The 17,428-nt window shown below is 69.5% G+C and carries 13 protein-coding genes and 2 pseudogenes; 10 read left to right on the top strand and 5 right to left on the bottom strand.

All coding sequences use genetic code 11. The features are described from left to right. Nucleotides 1-521 precede the first annotated feature (521 nt). Nucleotides 522-2,156 (bottom strand): hypothetical protein, encoded by a 1,635-nt coding sequence (locus tag AB0L65_RS47045; RefSeq protein WP_364260322.1) that lies wholly within the window; start codon nt 2,154-2,156, stop codon nt 522-524. On the opposite strand from AB0L65_RS47045, the gene AB0L65_RS47040 reads away from it, so the two are divergent. Beyond that, nucleotides 2,094-3,227 carry a hypothetical protein gene (locus AB0L65_RS47040; RefSeq protein ID WP_364260319.1) on the top strand — a complete coding sequence of 378 codons (1,134 nt, stop codon included), beginning with the start codon at nt 2,094-2,096 and terminating at the stop codon, nt 3,225-3,227. The genes AB0L65_RS47045 and AB0L65_RS47040 overlap by 63 nt on opposite strands. A gap of 631 nt (nt 3,228-3,858) precedes the next feature. On the opposite strand, the gene AB0L65_RS47035 is transcribed toward AB0L65_RS47040, so the two are convergent. Next, on the bottom strand, nt 3,859-4,794 hold the full coding sequence (locus AB0L65_RS47035; protein WP_364260316.1) for an MBL fold metallo-hydrolase: 936 nt from the start codon (nt 4,792-4,794) through the stop codon (nt 3,859-3,861). Nucleotides 4,795-4,904: 110 nt separating this feature from the next. On the opposite strand from AB0L65_RS47035, the gene AB0L65_RS47030 reads away from it, so the two are divergent. Then, a complete protein-coding gene (locus tag AB0L65_RS47030; protein ID WP_364260313.1) occupies nt 4,905-5,324 on the top strand; it encodes a single-stranded DNA-binding protein in 420 nt (139 codons plus the stop codon). Nucleotides 5,325-5,741: 417 nt separating this feature from the next. On the opposite strand, the gene AB0L65_RS47025 is transcribed toward AB0L65_RS47030, so the two are convergent. Beyond that, entirely contained in the window at nt 5,742-6,314 is a 573-nt protein-coding gene (locus AB0L65_RS47025; RefSeq protein WP_364260334.1) for a hypothetical protein, read from the bottom strand. Between the two features lie 705 nt (nt 6,315-7,019). Beyond that, nucleotides 7,020-7,856 (bottom strand): annotated as a pseudogene (locus AB0L65_RS47020) (DUF1015 domain-containing protein); the annotation flags it as partial. Between the two features lie 141 nt (nt 7,857-7,997). On the opposite strand from AB0L65_RS47020, the gene AB0L65_RS47015 reads away from it, so the two are divergent. Then, entirely contained in the window at nt 7,998-8,420 is a 423-nt protein-coding gene (locus tag AB0L65_RS47015; RefSeq protein WP_350739880.1) for a tetratricopeptide repeat protein, read from the top strand. A gap of 770 nt (nt 8,421-9,190) precedes the next feature. After that, nucleotides 9,191-10,165, top strand: a pseudogene (locus AB0L65_RS47010) (HAD-IIA family hydrolase); the annotation flags it as partial. A gap of 860 nt (nt 10,166-11,025) precedes the next feature. Here AB0L65_RS47010 and AB0L65_RS47005 read toward each other — a convergent pair. Then, a complete protein-coding gene (locus AB0L65_RS47005) occupies nt 11,026-11,373 on the bottom strand; it encodes an SCP2 sterol-binding domain-containing protein (protein ID WP_350739886.1) in 348 nt (115 codons plus the stop codon). Nucleotides 11,374-11,501: 128 nt separating this feature from the next. On the opposite strand from AB0L65_RS47005, the gene AB0L65_RS47000 reads away from it, so the two are divergent. The 6 genes from AB0L65_RS47000 (at nt 11,502) to AB0L65_RS46975 (ending at nt 17,427) form a co-directional block, all read left to right on the top strand. Then, nucleotides 11,502-11,663 (top strand): hypothetical protein, encoded by a 162-nt coding sequence (locus AB0L65_RS47000; protein ID WP_350739888.1) that lies wholly within the window; start codon nt 11,502-11,504, stop codon nt 11,661-11,663. Beyond that, nucleotides 11,660-12,472: a TlyA family RNA methyltransferase gene (locus AB0L65_RS46995; RefSeq protein ID WP_364260310.1), complete on the top strand. Its 813-nt coding sequence runs from the start codon at nt 11,660-11,662 to the stop codon at nt 12,470-12,472. The genes AB0L65_RS47000 and AB0L65_RS46995 overlap by 4 nt, the downstream gene beginning before the upstream one ends. Beyond that, nucleotides 12,469-13,368, top strand: coding sequence for an NAD kinase (locus tag AB0L65_RS46990; RefSeq protein WP_350739894.1), 900 nt, complete (start codon nt 12,469-12,471; stop codon nt 13,366-13,368). Before AB0L65_RS46995 ends, AB0L65_RS46990 begins: the two co-directional genes overlap by 4 nt. A 105-nt stretch (nt 13,369-13,473) precedes the next feature. Then, a complete protein-coding gene (gene recN / locus AB0L65_RS46985; RefSeq protein ID WP_364260307.1) occupies nt 13,474-15,183 on the top strand; it encodes a DNA repair protein RecN in 1,710 nt (569 codons plus the stop codon). 73 nt (nt 15,184-15,256) lie between these two features. Beyond that, complete coding sequence (gene steA, locus AB0L65_RS46980; protein ID WP_364260304.1) at nt 15,257-16,453, top strand: putative cytokinetic ring protein SteA; 1,197 nt, start codon at nt 15,257-15,259, stop codon at nt 16,451-16,453. Then, nucleotides 16,450-17,427, top strand: a complete 978-nt coding sequence (locus AB0L65_RS46975; protein WP_364260301.1) for a copper transporter — start codon at nt 16,450-16,452, stop codon at nt 17,425-17,427. Before steA ends, AB0L65_RS46975 begins: the two co-directional genes overlap by 4 nt. Nucleotide 17,428: the final 1 nt, after the last annotated feature.

Here is a 17,428-nt window from a genome sequence, read left to right as displayed (position 1 = left end):
TACTGCACTCGGGAGGGTGTGGGAGAGTAGGTCGCCGCCGGACAATCTTTGAGGGGGTTCGACGCCTTGGGCGTCGGACCCCCTTTTTTTTGTGTGCTGTGGCGGTTGTGGTGGGAGCTGTGGGGGGTTCCCTCGCGCGGCCGGCTGCCCGCCCTTCCGCTCACTGGGCCACATCGGTTTCCTAGGCCACATTTCTGTAGCTGTGCCGTTCCGCTGACAGCGCAGCTGTGCGCTGTTCTGCAATTCGAGCACCTTCGTTGACAGATGACGGGGCCTTGGCCGCCCCGACGGCAGAGTGGCAAGTTCGGCGAATCCCGTTCACGGATCAAGATTTCCGCGAGGCGTGGTGACAGTGCGAACATCCTCGATGACCGTGCGTTTCTGGTCACGCCGATATATGGCTTGCGTCCGGGCTCATGGACGTACTGGGGCTTGCTAGGCTGGAAGGAACCGGGCCACCCCACGGGTGGCCTTCGTCGCGTAAGGCCCGAGAGGCGGCGACCAGCCACGGTGGACCGTCGTTATGAGTCCGCTGAGTGAGCCAACGAAATGGACCAGAAGTGAACAGTGATAACGGATCGGACGGCGGACAGCGCGGGCGCGGCGACTATGGGGACAGGCGCTCCAGCGGAGGCGGCAGGAGCGGCGGGTACGGCTCTCGCGGGCGAGACTCCGGCGGCGACCGTCCGTTCCGTTCCGACGACAGGTCGCGCTCCTACGGTCGTGGAGACAGGACGCCGCGGCGCGACGACGGATACAGGGACGATCGCGGCCCGCGTCGTGAGGGTGACGAGCGTCGTTCGTTCGGGGACCGGGATGACCGTGGGCCCCGTCGTGAGGGCGGTTTCGGCGAGCGCCGGTACGGCGACCGTCGTGAGGGCGGGTCTCGTGACGATCGAGGGCCGCGCCGTGAGGGTGGCTTCCGCGATGATCGTGGTCCGCGCCGTGAGGGCGGGTCTCATGACGACCGGGGTCCGCGCCGTGAGGGCGGGTTCCGCGACGATCGAGGCCCGCGCCGCGAGGGCGGGTTCCGCGACGACCGGGGTCCGCGCCGCGAGGGCGGGTTCCGCGACGACCGGGGTCCGCGCCGCGAGGGCGGGTTCCGTGAGGACCGCGGCCCGCGTCGTGAGGGCGGCTTCGGCGACAGCCGTGGCCCTCGACGCGAGGGTGATGATCGCGCGCCCCGGAGTGACGATCGTCGTACCTACCGGGACCGTGACGATCGCGGCCCCCGTCGTGAGGGTGACGAGCGTCGTCCGTTCCGGGATCGGGATGATCGCGGTCCTCGTCGTGAGGGCGGGTTCGGCGACCGTCGTGAAGGCAGGTACGGCGAGCGGCGCGAGGGCGGCTTCCGTGAGGACCGCGGCCCGCGCCGGGAAGGCGGCTTCGGCGAGCGCCGGTACGGCGACCGTCGTGAGGGCGGGTCTCGTGACGATCGTGGTCCGCGCCGTGAGGGTGGGTTCCGCGATGATCGTGGTCCGCGCCGCGAGGGTGGGTTCCGTGACGACCGGGGTCCGCGCCGTGAGGGTGGGTTCCGTGACGACCGTGGTCCGCGCCGCGAGGGTGGGTTCCGTGACGATCGTGGTCCGCGTCGTGAGGGTGAGGAGCGTCGTCCGTTCCGGGATCGGGATGACCGCGGCCCCCGTCGCGAGGGCGGTTACGGTGACCGGCGTGAGGGCGGGGGTGGCCCCCGGCGCGAAGGCTCGCGTCCGTTCTCGAGGGACGACCGCGGCCCCCGCCGGGAAGGCGGCTACGGCGACCGGCGTGAGGGCGGGTTCCGGGAGGACCGGGGTCCGCGTCGTGAAGGCGGATTCGGTGGCAGGCGCGAGGGCGACCGCGGGCCGCGTGGCGGCGGCGACCGTCGCGAAGGTGGCTTCGGTCCCCGCCGGGACTCGCGGCCGTTCTCGCGGGACGACCGCGGCGAGCGCCCCGACTCCTCGGGCACCCGCGCCAGGTACGGCAGGTCCGACCGTGACGCCGAGGCCCCGCAGCGCGAGAAGCTGCCTGAGGTCGCGCCCGACATCACCGCGGACGAGCTCGACAAGGAAGTCCGCGAGGAGCTGCGCTCCCTCCCCGGCGACCTCGCCGAGCTGGTGGGCCGGCACCTCGTCGCCGCCGAACGGGCGCTCGAGGACGACGACCCCGACCGGGCGCACGAGCACACGAAGGTGGCACGCAGGTTCGCGGCCAGGATCGGTGTCGTAAGGGAGGCCGCGGGCATCGTCGCCTATCGCGCGGGACACTTCTCCGAGGCGCTGAGCGATCTGCGCGCAGCCAGGAGGATGACGGGCTCTGACGCGTACCTGCCGGTCATGGCCGACTGCGAGCGCGGTCTCGGCCGTCCGGAGCGGGCGCTTGACCTCGTACGTTCGCCTGAGGCCGAACGCCTCGACCGCGCCGGACGCATCGAGCTGACCATCGTCGAGTCCGGCGCCCGCCGCGACCTGGGCCAGCACGACGCCGCCGTGATCACCCTGCAGCGCCTTCCCGAGCTGCGTGACCCGCAGCCCAGGCCGTGGTCGGCACGGCTGGCGTTCGCGTATGCGGACGCTCTGGCCGAGGCCGGGCACCAGGAGGCGGCTACGGACTGGTTCGGGCGGGCGATGGCCTTTGACGAGGACGGGGAGACGGAAGCGGCCGAACGCTATGCCGAGCTGACCGGGTCCGTCATCGAAGACGTCGAGGAGGAGTTCGACTACGAGGACGACTTCGACGACGCCGGCGCGGCCGAGGCAGCTGAGGCGGCCGAGGACGTGGATGACGCCACGGCCCTGGCCGAAGCGGGCGACCTCCTGGCGTCGCCGGAGAGCGTCTCGGACGAGGCACCCGCCGACGTAGCCGATGAGGAGTCCCCGGAAACGGCCCCGGCCGAGGAGGAGTCGCGGGAAGCGGCGCCGGCCGACGTCCTGGAAGAGCAGCCGGCGGACGTTCTGGACGAGGAGCCGCAGGAGGCGGCCTCGGCAGACGTACTGGATGAGGAGTCGCGAGAGGCCGCCCCCGCGGACGCATCGGATCGCGGGCAGCAGGCTGCCCCGGCCGAAGCGCCCGAGCAGCCCGGTCCCGCCGACGCTGCCGAGGAGCAGACTGAGCGGCCTGCTCAGGAGGCCCCGAAGCAGGCCGAGGCGCCGAGCATCACCCCGGCGTTCATCGAGCCCAACTTCGGAGACACGCTCAACGACGAGTCCGACGAACCCGCCTCGGACGTCAAGCGCAAGTCCGACGACTGACGCCACGTCCCCGCCGTACCCGGACCGATACCGTCGCCATCCGACGGTCAAGCCGGTCCGGTACGGCGGGGACGGGTGGGCGGTCGCTCACGGTCTCAGCCGATGGCGAACGCCCGCCCATCCGGTCCGCCGGGGGATCCTGTACGGCATATTCGTGAGAATCCCCCGCGCGATTGATGCCGAGGAACTCGGCCCTCGTACTGCGCCGAGGAACCCAGCTCACGTCCATCGGCCCTGAGATCCCATACGTATCCGACCGCGTGAAGTCCCGGACCCGCCTCCCGGCGAGAAATCCTGCGTAGCGTTGACCTGCGAGGAGCCCCGTACACGCGTGACCTAGGGGAATCTGACGTCGACGAAGTCGGTCCACGTGCAACGGCACGACGCCCCCCGACACACGTATGACGCTAAGAACCGCCACACACGGGAGCACGACGCCCCTGGCACACGTATGACGCCAAGAACCGCCAAACGCACGGGGGCACGACGCCCCCACGCATGACGCTGAGACCCCCCCAACACACACGGCTTCTGTGGCGAGATTTACCGGCCAGGCGCCGAAAGCGGGTACCGGCCAGGCGACGGCGGGGACATCCGCCCCCCACCGCCCGGCACCTCCCACAACACGCGACTACGGTGAGACGCGGTTGAGCCAGTGGAGGATCCCCGCCACGTTCGACGGAGCACCACTCAACAGCTCGAACTGCTCAGCCGCCCCATCCTCCCCACCAGCAGCCTCCAACGCCCGATAGCGATCCTTGGTGCGATCCCTGACCATGGCGACGGCGTGGTCCAGATCCATCCCCTCAGCATGAGCCCGCCGAGTGAGATCAACCCAGATGCGAAGCTCCTCCGCAGACCGCTCCAAAGTCTCCTGTACGGCATCGACCGGCCCATAGTGGCTGAACAGCAGCCGTTGCGGCCCAAGCGCCTCGAACAGCGCGATCGAATCGAGCGCCGTCTCCAGGTCGAAGTCCGGCGGCGGCGTCGCGGGACGGAGATCGCCTGTTTCGGGGAGGTAGACGCCGGCCGCGTCGCCGACGTACAGGTCACCGGTGGCGGAGTCGATGAGGCCCACGTGGTGTTTCGCGTGCCCAGGGGAGTAGTGGCTGTTCAGCGTGCGTCCGTTGCCCAGGTCGATGGCTCCGGTGTCGCCGAGGGCCACGATGCGTTCGGCCTCGGTGGGCGACAGCTCACCAAATAGTGTGTCGAGTTGGTCACCCCACACCATCCGTGCACTGGCCATCAACCGTGACGGGTCAGCCAGATGGCGGGCGCCCTTCTCATGTACGACGATCTGCGCGGACGGGAAGAACTTGGCGATGTCGCCCACGCCACCGGCATGATCCAGATGAATGTGCGTCACCACGACGGTGGCCAGGTCCTCCGGGCCGACACCGAGCGAGGCCAGCGCATCGCGCACCACAGGGGCCGAGGTCGAGGTGCCCGTCTCCACGAGGCACGGTCGATCCCCCAAAATCAGATAGCCGGCCGTGATACCCGTGTATCCAGCCATTTTGGTGTCGATTTCATAGACGTCGCCACCCAACGCGGTGATGTTATCCACAGGAACTCCCGAGCCTCCAGCAGCTGTCCCCAGAACGGCATTCCAGCCGATCCGGCCTCCTCCTCATCGTAGATAGTGATCTCCACCAGAGCACCGATAGGAGGACGACAGTGGACCGAAACGAAGTCCTGCTGGTAGGCCGGCTGTCGGCGGGGGTCGAGGAGCACTCCTTGCCCAGCGGCGACACCGTGGCGAAGTGGCGCATCATCGTGCGCCGCCGCCGCAACCGACGAGGAGCCGCGCTGACCGACAGCATCCCGTGCGTCACCTTCGACCCGGAGACGGTGGCCACAATCCGCGGCCTCAAACCCCGCGACTACATGGAGGTGACCGGATCCTTCCGCTGCCGTGTCTTCGGCCCGTCCGCGGCCAAGATCTGGCGGTACGAGGTGGAGGTGAGCTCCGCCAGACCATACGAAGCTGACGTTCCCCTCCCCAGCGACCTTCCGGACGGCCCCGCCCACAGCGCTCACGGAAGCCTCGCCGCCCTGATCCCCCGCCAAGTGGTCTACCTCGCCCCAGCAAGCTGACCCACCGGGGCTGCGGAGGGTTGTCGTGCGCGGAGACCGCCGGAGTCTCGCCCGGTCGTGGACAGCGCCCTCTCGTGGGGGTGGCGGGCGTGGATTTCCTCGGCCGTCCGTCGACCGAGAGCACGAAACTGGCCGCCGCGGTCAGCGGTGGTGCTCGCGGTCATCACGTGGAGTCGTTCCGCCAGGCCGCGCTCGCTGGCGGGTGGCTGGGCTGGCCATTGATCGGGGCTGTCCGTGGCTGGGCGGTCGTGCTGGGTATTGCACCGTTCCGTGAGTCCCGCAGCCCACGGGTAGTTCTCGCAGGAGCCACCGCCGCGCAGCGGTTTATGGACGGCAGGAAAGTCCTTACGATCGCCGCGCAGACGGCGGACGTCGGCGATCAGGAAGCATCATGCGCCGCTGGAGGAGACGGCTGCGTCAGTCGATGGCGAACGTACGGAGGACCAGGCCGGTCCTGGGCTTCGGACCGAAGGAGGTGGACTTGCGGGGGACTCGTTCGCCGCCCGCAGCGACGGCCAGTACGTCGTCGACCGCGAGCGGCTTGAGGAGCACCGCGGTGCCGCCGGTGCGGATGGCCAGTCGCACCGCGGCGTCCGTGTCGTGATGGACGATGCGTACGGCCTGCTCGTCATCGCGCATACCCCACACCTTGGGCAGGACGAACTCCGTGAGGATGGAGGTGTTGAGGGAGTTCCAGCGCTCGGAGTGGTCGGGCGGCATGGCTCGGGCGAGCTGCACCGGGTCGGGGTTGGTGAGCAGGTGCGTGCCGCCCTCCCCGCCGAGCAGGAAGGCCGGCTCTTGAGCCTCCTCCAGAGCGGCCAGGCCCTGCGCCAAGTCGTCGAAGTCGTGAACGCGCCACGCGCCTCTGGCCTTGGCGACCGCTTCGGCGAGGGGGAGCCCGGGGATCACGCGGTGGATGGCCTGCAGATTGGGCGGGTACGCGGTGGAGTCGACGAGCAGGGCCAGCCCGAAGTCCCACGGCCCGACCACGGGTTCCGGCGTCGAACGGCCGCTGCCTGAGCGCCCAGATCCGGCCGTACGGGAAACACTGGCGGCACCATAGGTTCCGGAGACCTGGGAGGCCTGGGGGATGTCAGGGATCGGCGGCTTCCCATCCAGGTCGAGGTTCCCGGGGGAAGACGTCTGTGATTCCGAAGGGATGGCGGGATGAGGTGGTCGAGCCGCTGGCTCGACGTCAGAGGAAGACGACGGGGCCTCAGACGTGGCGCCGGGCTGCTCGGCTTCTGGCGTGGTCGCTGGACGCGTGGTGGTGGTGCGGAGCGGGTGGGCCTGGGGAACGGCCACCGGTGCTGTCTCTACGGTGCTGGATGACCGCGACTTTGAGGCGCTGGGTGGTTCCGCCTCCAGAGCGGTGGGTGGCTGGGTCTTGGAGGTGCTGGATGGTTCTGCGTCCTGAGCGCCGGGTGACTGGGCCTTTGAGACGCTGGGTGGTTCTGCTTCCAGGGCAGTGGGTGGCTGGGTCTTGGAGGTGGTGGATGGTTCTGCGTCCTGAGCGCCAGGTGACTCGGTCTTTGAGGCAGCGGATGATTCTGCCTCCGAGGCGTTGGGTGACTGCGCCTTTGAAGTGGTGGCAGGCCAGGAGAGGGGGGCTTCTGACGTGGCGGTGCGTAGCGGTGGCGGCGTCTGTGGGATGTCGGGTGGTTCCGGTCTCGTGGTGGTGGCCGGCTGCTCGGGCTGGGCTGAGCGGTGGGTGGCGTGCTCCTGGCGCTGGAGGACGCGGTACGTCGCGTACCGGTGGTGGCCGTCGGCGATCAGGGCTTGGCGGTCGTGGAGATCGGCGTTTATCGCGTTGATCTCGGATGTGTCCGTGATGGCCCACAGGCGGTGCGTGAGGCCGTCCTCAGTGCGGGCGGACACGAGAGGGCGCCGTTCCGAGGCCACCTCGTCCACCAGGCGAGTGGCCGTGCCGTTGTCGCCGTTGTAGAGGAGGAAGATGGGTTCGAGGTTGGCCTGCGTGGTGCTCATGAGGGCGAGCCGGTCGGTGATGGGGCCCGGCATGACGTCCTCGTGGGGGAGGATGATGCGCTGCCCCGGATCGGCCAGGCCCACGTCGCCGATCAAGCCGCGTTGCAGCACGTTCGGCCCGCTCTGCTCGTACACGTAGAGCGCTGGAACGTCGTCCGGCACCAGGACACCCGTGTCCAGCCAGGCTCTCAACGTGTCCCGCGCCTTGGCATAGCGGGTTTCAAGCCCTGCGTCGGACGGTGTGGGAGGAACGGACGCCTGCTGCTCCGTGGCGGTCGGCTCGCCGTCAGCCGACGGGCGGTGGGGCGCGGTGCTGGGTGTTTGGTTTGGTTCCTGTTGCCGATGAGGGGCTGGTGGTTTGACGGAGGAATCGCCTCGGGGGGAGCGGGGAAGGATGAGTCGGACGACGTTGTTCGGATGGGAGTCCAGGAGGGCGTCCACGTCGGCGTCGGAGATCAGGTCGTATGGCGGGGAGGTCACCTTGGCGGGATCTTCGACGGCGAAACGTACCCCTCGGAAGGGTCGCAGCACCAGCCCGTCCGGCATCGGCAGTTCAGGAATCCCCATACCGGGCATGCTCCCATAAATGCTTGTCCCTCCCAGAAGTCGCCCCATGGTTGCAGCCCGTGCCCGTTCCGTAGCAGGGCGAAGCGGGTCCGTCGTTAAGCGATGAAGGAGTCCCCACGCATGGCCCACGATGGAAACGTTCAGAACGAGAACTCAGGTGCTCCCGGGGGCGGTGTTTACGATTGGTATCAGCGTGGGGTGAGATTGCTGAAAGAGGGCAGCCCGGCTGCCGCTGCCGCGTTGCTGGAGCGCGCTGCCGCGGCCGAACCCGCATCGCGCAGCATTCTGGAGGCGTTGGCTCGGGCGCAGTTCAATTCACGGCAGTACGCGGAGGCTGCCGCTAGTTTCCGGCAGATCGTGAATGCTAATCCGGCCGAGGATTATGCCTACTTTGGTTTGGGGTTGTCGCTGTGGCGGACCGGGGATGTGGAGGGGGCCCAGGAACCTCTGGCCATCGCGGTGGCCATGCGGCCGGATGAGCGGCATTATGTGTCGGCTTTGAAGAGTGTTCGCGCTACCTTGCGAGCTCGTCGCGAAATGTAGTCGGAGGACGTGGGGGTCGGTGAGCCGCCCTGGTCTCTTTGGTCGTCTTCTTTGGCTGTCTGAGCTATGTGGTTCTGGGTGTGGGATGCGTGTTGAGCGATGCTTTGCGTCGTTCCGGCGAGGGGTTCGGCGCTTGAGCCGGCCTGGTGTGTGAGTGGGCGGTAGGCGGCGTTCTTGTTGTCCTCGTGCGGGATCGAGTGGTCGGCAATGGCGTCGCGCTGTTCGGCGGTTGGCGATGGCGCGAGGGCGCGGGTTGTGTCCCGTGGCCCAAGCGCAGGCGGGGGCGTGAGGTTGGTATTGAGTGATCTCATGACGTCCGGGCGCGGGTGAAGACTGCTCCGGTTGGAAAGCTGGGGTTGGTGGGTGTGGGTGCCGCCCGCGCGATCGGCGGTGTGGAGCTCAGGCGTGCAGGGCTCTGGGCCGACGAGGGTGAGGGGACTGGCGATGTAGCCAGGGTGGGTTGTGGAGCCTAGGCGGGCTGTAACGCGTTTGGGGAGTGAGGGAACGGCCGCTGGGTCAGTCGGCTCGACATGGCGGCCGCGAATGCGGCGGCGGCCGTTGTGATGAGGGGCGTTGGTTGGTGTGGACGTGGGATGTGAAGTTGGGCGCTCTGCGCATGTAGGGGTGGATGTCTCTGCGTGTGCCCGTGGTGTGGAGGTGGGTGTCCACGCGTATGGGCGGTGGGCGCGGGAAATGGTCGGCCCTTGTGCGGGTGAGGGTTGCGGCGGCGCTAAAGTCGCACGCGGCGTGAGAGTCAAACGGGGAGAGACACTGTGCTGATCGACGGCTTTGACACCCTGCTGCTCGACCTCGACGGTGTGGTCTATCTGGGCAGCCACGCGGTGCCGGGGGCGCCGGCGGCGTTGGAGGAGGCTCAGCGGCGTGGGGTGCGGCTGGCGTACGTCACCAACAACGCCTCTCGTACACCTGCTGCCATCGCCACTCACCTTCGCGAGCTTGGGGCGCCGGCCTCGGCTGACGACGTGGTGACTTCGGCTCAGGCCGCTGCCCGGTTGGTCGCCGAAAGGGTGCCGCCTGGGTCGAACGTGCTCGTCGTCGGAGGGTCCGGGTTGCGGCTGGCCCTACGGGATCGGGGGCTTCGGCCGGTTTCTACCGCCGCCGAGTCGCCTGTTGCCGTGGTGCAGGGGATCGCCCCCGGGCTGTCGTATGGGCTGCTGTCGGAAGGGGCGCTGGCGGTGCGGCAGGGGGCGTTGTTCGTGGCCTCCAACGGGGACAGCACGATGCCTACTGGGCGAGGGGAGTTGCCGGGGAACGGGGCGATGGTTCGGGTGATCGCGGCGGCTACTGGGGTTGAGCCGGTTTATGCGGGTAAGCCTGATCCGCCGTTGCATCGGGAGTCCATGATCCGTACGGGGGCGCGGCGGCCGTTGGTTGTGGGGGATCGGCTGGACACCGATATCGAGGGGGCCTCCAACGCGGGGGTTGAGAGCCTGCTGGTGTTGACCGGGGTGGCTACGCCTGTCGATGTGCTGACGGCGGGACCGCGTCATCGGCCCACCTATGTGGGTGAGGATCTGCGTACGTTGCTGGAGTCTTATCCCGAGGTGCGGGATGGGGCTTGCGGGGGTTGGCGGGCCCGGTGGCAGGACGGCGTGCTGCACCTCGATGGCGACGGGAGCCGGATCGACGGGCTGCGGGCTGCCTGCGACGCGGCGTGGGCCGTGGCCGGTGAGGGGCGGGTTGAGGAGGACACCGTGAAGCCCGTGCTGGATCGGTTGGGCTGAGGTTCGCGAGGGCTGGGCCACCGTTGAGGGTGCGCCGGTCCCGCTGAAGCGTTGCCCGGGTAGGGGCAGGTGGGTGAATCTGGCGCAGGGGTGTCGGGTGGGTGGAGCTGCCTCTCGCTGCCGCCTCTGCTGTCGCCGCTGCCGCCGCTGTGGTCCCCGTCCTCGCCGCTGCTGTGCTCCCCGTCCCCGCTGCTGCCGTGGTCCCCGTCCCCGCTGCTGCCGTGGTGGCTGCTGCTGGACGGGTGGACTGGCTCGGATGTCTCCGCTGCGTTGTGTCGCCAGGGTTGTGGTGGAGACAGCAGGGCTGGTTGGGGTTGGGGAGTGTGCGGCCCTGCTGGGGCTGCGGGCTGGGAGCCGGTGAATCTGCTCAGGGGCTGGCTGGCGTTGGGGGTTGTGCTGCCGCCGGGGTTGCGGGCAGGGAGGCGGTGAGTCTGCTCAGGGGCCGGTTGGTGGTGCCTGCCCCCGCTTGCTGCTGCGTCGCTGCTGCCGGACTGGCCAATGTTGGCGACCTGATGTCTCGGCTGCGTGGTGTTGCTGGGGTTGGGACGCGCGGGGTGGTTGGCGTCAGGTGGTGCCATCGTGGCGACTATGCGGGTCGCGGTCGGTGGTCGTCAGATGGTCTGCTCCGTTTGGGGAGCGCGAGCAGACGGAGGGAGGACGGACAGGGGGCCTCAGGGGCGGCGAGTGGTGAGCCGCCCTTAGGGGGCGGCTGGGGAGGGTTGGGGTTGTGTGCGGGCCCGAGGGGCAGGGCATCGGGTCAGTTGGGCAGGGTGGCTGGTTCGTTGGTTGGGGTGGCGGGTTCGTTGGGGTGGGCCGATGGGTTCGTTGGGGTGGGGTGATGGGTTTGTTGGTGAGTTCCGTCAGAGGAGTCTGCGGAGGCGGAGGAGGTCGCCGAAGCTGGCGTCGACCTTCACGCGTCCCCCGAGGAGCGCGCGAGCGAGATCCAGCTCCCCGTCCACCAGGGCGATCAGGTCGTCGCTCGCGATCGTGAGCTTGACGTCCGCCGGCTTGCCGTCCGATGGTGGACGTTCGGTGAACGGGTCGAGCCCTCCGTGGTGCAGTCGGCCGTAGAAGATCACGTCGAGGTCGGGAACCCGGCAGCTGACCGTCCGCTCGACCACGTGCTTGGCACGATCCTGCTCGTCGATCTCGTCGAACTGGGCGACGAGCTTCACCAGTGCCGCCCGGCACTCCTCGACGCTTGCCATGATGCGCATCCTTTCATTTCCCTTTGCGGACGGTAGCGTTCCACATCAGTAGCACCCCTGTATGAGCTTCAACGCGTGACACGCCTGCCAAGGTCCCGGGCGCTCGCGGGAGGCGTTACGGTCGAGTCATGAGTGAGCTGCCGGAGGAGACCGGCAACGAGCGGGTCGATGCCATCGTGGCCGGTCTGGGCCGCCTTGGCGAGCTGCCGGTGAGTGAGCACGTGCAGGTCTTCGACGAGGCGTTCTCCGGGCTCGAGTCCACGCTGGCCACCGCAGTGGAAGAGCAGTGAGCCGGCGGATCCGCCTCGACAGCGAGCTGGTGCGCCGGGGCCTGGCCAGGTCGCGCGAGCAGGCCGCCCAGCTCATCGAGGCCGGCCGGGTCAGCGTCGGGGGCCAGGCGGCGCGCAAGCCCGCCACCCAGGTCGAGACCGCCTCCGCCATCGTGGTGGCCGAGTCGGAGGACGGGCCCGACTACGTTTCGCGAGGAGCGCACAAACTGCTCGGCGCGCTCGAGGCGTTCGAGAACCTGAGTGTGGAGGGCCGGCGCTGCCTCGACGCGGGCGCCTCCACCGGCGGGTTCACGGACGTGCTGCTGCGCCGCGGCGCCGGTCACGTGCTCGCCGTGGACGTGGGATACGGCCAGCTGGCCTGGTCGCTGCGTACCGATGAGCGGGTGACGGTGATGGAGCGCGTCAATGTACGCGACCTGACCCCCGAGATGGTCGGCGAGCCGCCCACGCTGGTCGTGGGCGACCTGTCGTTCATCTCGCTGCGGCTGGTGCTGCCCGCGCTGGCCTCGGTCGCCGCGCCGCGGGCCGATTTCGTGATGCTGGTCAAACCGCAGTTCGAGGTGGGCAAGGACCTCGTCGGGGCGGGTGGCGTGGTGCGCGATCCCGAGTTGCGCAGGCGTTCGGTGAGCGATGCCGCCGCCAAGGCCCGGGAGCTGGGGCTGATCGTGCGCGGCGTGACCGCCAGCCCGTTGCCGGGACCATCGGGAAATGTCGAATATCTGCTCTGGCTGGGCAAGGGGGAGGGCGAGCCGGCTGTCGCCGACCTCGAAGCCGAGATCCAACGTGCCGTCGCGGAAGGGCCGCAATGAAACGGACCGTGCTGGTCGCCGTACACACCGGGCGTGACGCCGCAGTCGAGAGCGCTCGCCTGGTCATCAACCGGCTGGTGGACGCCGGAATCAACGTCAGGGTGCTCGAGACCGAGTACGCCGAGGTCGGCTGCGGCGGCGTGGAGACGGTGCCCGGAGACCCGGGCGCGGTCAAGGACGCCGAGGTCATGATCGTGCTCGGTGGCGACGGCACGCTGCTGCGCGCGGCCGAGCTGACCAAGCCGGCGGGCACGCCGCTGCTGGGAGTCAATCTCGGGCACGTCGGGTTCCTGGCCGAGGCGGAGGTCGCCGACCTGGCCGAGGCGGTCGACAGCGTCGTGGCGGGTCGCTACGACGTCGAGGAGCGCATGACGATCGACGTTCTCGCCAGGCAGAACGGCCGGGTGATCGCCGACACGTGGGCGCTCAACGAGGTGACCGTGGAGAAGCAGGAGCGCATGCTCGAGGTGGTCGCCGAGATCGACGGCCGCCCCCTGTCGCGGTGGGGGTGCGACGGCGTGATCTGCGCCACCCCGACGGGCTCGACGGCCTACGCTTTCTCGGCGGGCGGACCCGTCGTGTGGCCGGAGGTGGAGGCGCTGCTCATGGTGCCCATCAGCGCGCACGCGCTGTTCGCCAGGCCGTTGGTGGTCTCGCCGCGTTCCACGCTGGCCGTCGAGATCCTGCCCGAGACGCCGGGTGGCGTCCTGTGGTGCGACGGGCGGCGCCGCTTCGAGCTGCCGTCGGGCTCGCGGGTCGAGGTGCGCAGAGGCGCCGAGCCCGTACGCCTGGCTCGGCTGCACGGCGTGGAGAACAGCGGCGCGCCGTTCACCGACAGATTGGTCGCCAAGTTCGAGCTTCCTGTTCAGGGCTGGCGCGGAAGGGTGCGACCCTGAGTCAATGGAGGCGGGACCGCGTAGGATCGCCTGGGCACACGTTGGCACACGTGTTCGGAGACGACGCGGGTGACCATCAGACACGGCAGTGAACGGGAGTGGGCAGTGCGACCAAGGGTCGAGGAGGTCCGCATCCAGGGGCTCGGCGTCATCGACGAGGCCGTGCTCGAGCTTTCGCCGGGCTTCAACGTGGTCACCGGCGAGACCGGCGCGGGCAAGACGATGGTCGTGACCGGGCTCGGGCTGCTGTTCGGCGGCCGGGCCGACCCCTCGCGCATCCGCCCGGGGGCCGATCGGGTGCGCGTCGAGGGCACGCTGGTCATCAAGCCGGGCGGGCGCGTCTCCCAGCAGGTCGAGGACATCGGCGGCGAGGTCGAGGACGGCGAGCTGATCATCTCGCGCACCGTCTCGGCCGAGGGCAGGTCCAGAGCCTGGCTCGGCGGGCGTACGGTGCCCGTCGGCACCCTGACCTACCTCGCCGACGACCTGGTGGCCGTGCACGGGCAGATGGATCAGCAGCGGTTGCTCCAGCCGGCCAGGCAGCGCGCGGCGCTCGACCGTTATGCCGGAAACGAGCTGGTCAAGCCGCTGCGGGCGTACTCGCAGGCGTACAAGCGGCACAAGCAGGTCGGCGCGCTGCTCGAGGAGCTGACCACCAGGGCCAGGGAGCGGACGCAGGAGGCCGACCGGCTGCGGTTCGGCCTGGAGGAGATCGAGAAGGTCGACCCCAAGCCGGGCGAGGACACCGAGCTGCGCGGGGAGGAGGAGCGGCTCTCGCACGCCGACGCGCTGCGCAGCGCCGCCACCACCGCGCACACCGCGCTGCTCGGCGACCCCATGGAGGCGGCGGGAAGCCCCCACGACGTGATCTCGCTGCTCGGCGAGGCGCGTACGGCAGTGGAGGCCGTACGCGACTTCGACCCCCAGCTCGCCTCCGTGGCCGACCGGCTGGCCGAGGCCGGCTACCTGATCTCCGACGTGGCCACCGACCTGGCGGCCTACGCGGAGTCGATCGAGGCTGACCCGGCGCGGCTGGCGGCGGTGCAGGAGCGCCGCTCCGTGCTGTCCGGGCTGATCAGGAAATACGCGGAGGACAGCGCGGGTGTCCTGGCCTGGGCGCAGCAGGCCGCCACGCGGCTGGCCGAGCTGGAGGGCGACGACGAGCGCATCGAGGAGCTGACCCGCGAGCACGAGGAGCTGACCGCGCGGCTCACCGACCTGGCCGCCGAGCTCACCAGGGTGCGCCAGAGCGCCGCCGAGCGGTTCGGCCGGGCCGTGACCGAGGAGCTGACGGCGCTGGCCATGCCCCATGCCAGGGTCGTGGTGCAGCTCAGCCAGAGCGAGGAGTTCGGCCCCGAGGGCCGTGACGAGGTGGAGCTCCGGATGGCCGCCCACCCCGCCGCGCCGCCGCTGCCGCTCAACAAGGGCGCCTCCGGCGGCGAGCTGAGCCGGGTCATGCTCGCGATCGAGGTGGTGTTCGCGGGGGCGGACCCGGTGCCGACGTTCGTGTTCGACGAGGTGGATGCGGGTGTCGGCGGCAAGGCCGCGGTCGAGATCGGGCGTCGGCTGGCCAGGCTCGCCCGCACCGCGCAGGTGATTGTGGTCACTCACCTGCCGCAGGTCGCCGCGTTCGCCGACCAGCATCTGGTGGTCGAGAAGGCGAGTGACGGCAGTGTCGTGCGCAGCGGCGTGGTCACGCTCGACCACGAGGGCCGGGTACGCGAGCTCTCCCGCATGCTGGCGGGCTTGGAGGACTCCGAATTGGGCAGAGCCCACGCGGAAGAACTCCTGGGGCTGGCCGCGGCAGACAGGTGATCCTGGGTGACATAGCGGACACGCCGCGTCATGCGTGGCCTCTGCGCTGTTTCGCTCTGGCAGGATGGTCTTGATGAAGGTTCCGGGAAGCAAGATGCCGGGCCTCCGCGGCCGGAAGGTCGGAGACCTTCCAGGTGTAACGGCAGTGGCGAGAATCGACCGGCGGACCAAGAGGCTGACAAAGCGCCTCCAACCCGGAGAAATTGCGATTATCGACCACGTTGACGTTGACCGGGTCAGTGCGGAGGCGCTCGTCGCATGCGGTGCCGCGGCGGTGGTGAACGTCGCCTGCGGCATCAGCGGCCGCTACCCCAACCTGGGGCCCCAGATTCTGCTCGAAGCGGGCGTGCCGTTCGTCGACAACGTCAATCAGGAGCTGTTCGAACGCGTCAAGGACGGCGACGTCGTACGCGTCAGCGACGGCGTGGTCTACCTCGACGACGACATCGTCGGCAAGGGCAGCGAGCAGACCGTCGAGGCCGTCGAGTCGGCCATGGCCGAGGCCCGCGCCGGGCTCGCCGTGCAGATCGAGGCCTTCGCCGTCAACACCATGGAGTACGTCCGCGGTGAGGGCAAGCTGCTCATCGACGGAGTCGGCGTACCTGAGATCCGCACCCCCATGGAGGGCAGGCATGTCCTCATCGTGGTGCGCGGCTATCACTACAAGGAAGACATCGCCACCCTCCGCCCCTACATCCGCGAATACCGTCCCGTCCTCGTCGGCGTGGACGGCGGGGCCGACGCGCTCATGGAGGCCGGCTATCTGCCCGACGTGATCGTGGGCGACTTCGACTCCGTCTCCACCAAGGCCCTGACCTGCGGCGCCGAGCTCGTCGTACACGCCTACCGCGACGGCAGGGCGCCGGGCCTGGAGCGCGTCCACCAGCTCGGCCGCGAGGCGGTGATCTTCCCCGCCACCGGCACCAGCGAGGACATCGCGATGCTCCTGGCCGATGACAAGGGTGCCGAGCTGATCGTGGCCGTCGGCACCCATGGGACGCTGGAGGAGTTCCTCGACAAGGGACGCCCGGGCATGGCCAGCACCTTCCTCACCCGGCTGATCATCGGTAGCAAGCTCATCGACGCCAAGGGCGTGAGCAGGCTCTACCGCAGCCGCATCTCCACCCCGCAGCTGCTCCTGCTCGTGATCGCGGCGCTGATCACGATGACCGTCGCACTCAACCTCACACCGATCGGCCAGACCTGGCTGAACGGTCTGCAAGATGCCTGGAACGCCTTCATCTTCTGGCTGGTCGGACTTTTCTCGTGATCGATTTTCGCTATCACCTCGTCTCCATCGTCGCGATCTTCCTGGCGCTCGCGGTGGGGATCGTGCTGGGCACCACGCTGCTGCAGGAGCCCGCGGTCAAGTCGGCGCAGGAGGTGGCCGCCCAGCTCACCAAGTCGAAGGAGGAGCTGCGGACGCAGCTCGACACGCTGCAGGGCCGCGAGTCCGGCAACGACGCGCTCATCACGGCCCTGACGCCGGACCTGGTGGCGGGCGACCTGACGGGCCAGCGGGTGCTCCTTGTGGAGACGCCCGGCTCCAGCAGCACCGTTCGCGAGGCCGCGCAGCAGGTGCTCACGCAGGCGGGCGCGGAGATCTCCGGGCGGGTCTCGCTGACGGAGAAGTTCCTCGACCCCAAGGGTGTCGGCGTGCTGGACGGCCTGGTCAACCAGCTCAAGCCGGCCAACATGATCTTCCCGGCCACGGCCACCTCCTGGGACCGGGCCGCCACGCTGCTCTCGGCCGCTTTCGTCACCCCCGACCAGGCACAGGCCAACACCCCCAACCCGGCCACCGCCGACGTCGTCAGCTCCTTCGAGACGGGCGGGCTGCTCACCACGGACGGCGACCCGGTCAAGCGGGCCACGCTCGCCGTCATACTCGCGCCGGAGAAGCCGTACGAGGGCGAGAGCGCCGAGGTCCAGGCGGGCGCGCTCGTCTCCGTGGCCGGTGGGCTCGACCTGGCGGGCAAAGGCACGGTGCTGGCCGGGACCGTCGCGACTCCCGCCGCGCCCGGCGACCCGATCGCTGCCCTGCGCGACGACGGCGAGGTCTCCAAGAGGGTCAGCTCGGTCGATACCGCCGACATGCCCGCGGGCCGGGTCGCGATCGTCTACTCTCTCCGGGAGCAGCTCAACGGGCGTGCCGGCCAGTACGGCATCGGCAAGGGCGCCTCGGCGATGCTGCCCACGGTGACGACCGCCACTCCGTCCCCCACCACCCAGTCAGGGAGCTGAC

The organism is Nonomuraea sp. NPDC052116, from assembly GCF_040680035.1.
GTDB lineage: Bacteria > Actinomycetota > Actinomycetes > Streptosporangiales > Streptosporangiaceae > Nonomuraea > Nonomuraea angiospora_A.
The sequence above is the reverse complement of the archived record's forward strand: the minus strand, read 5'-3'. Positions and strand labels throughout refer to the sequence as shown.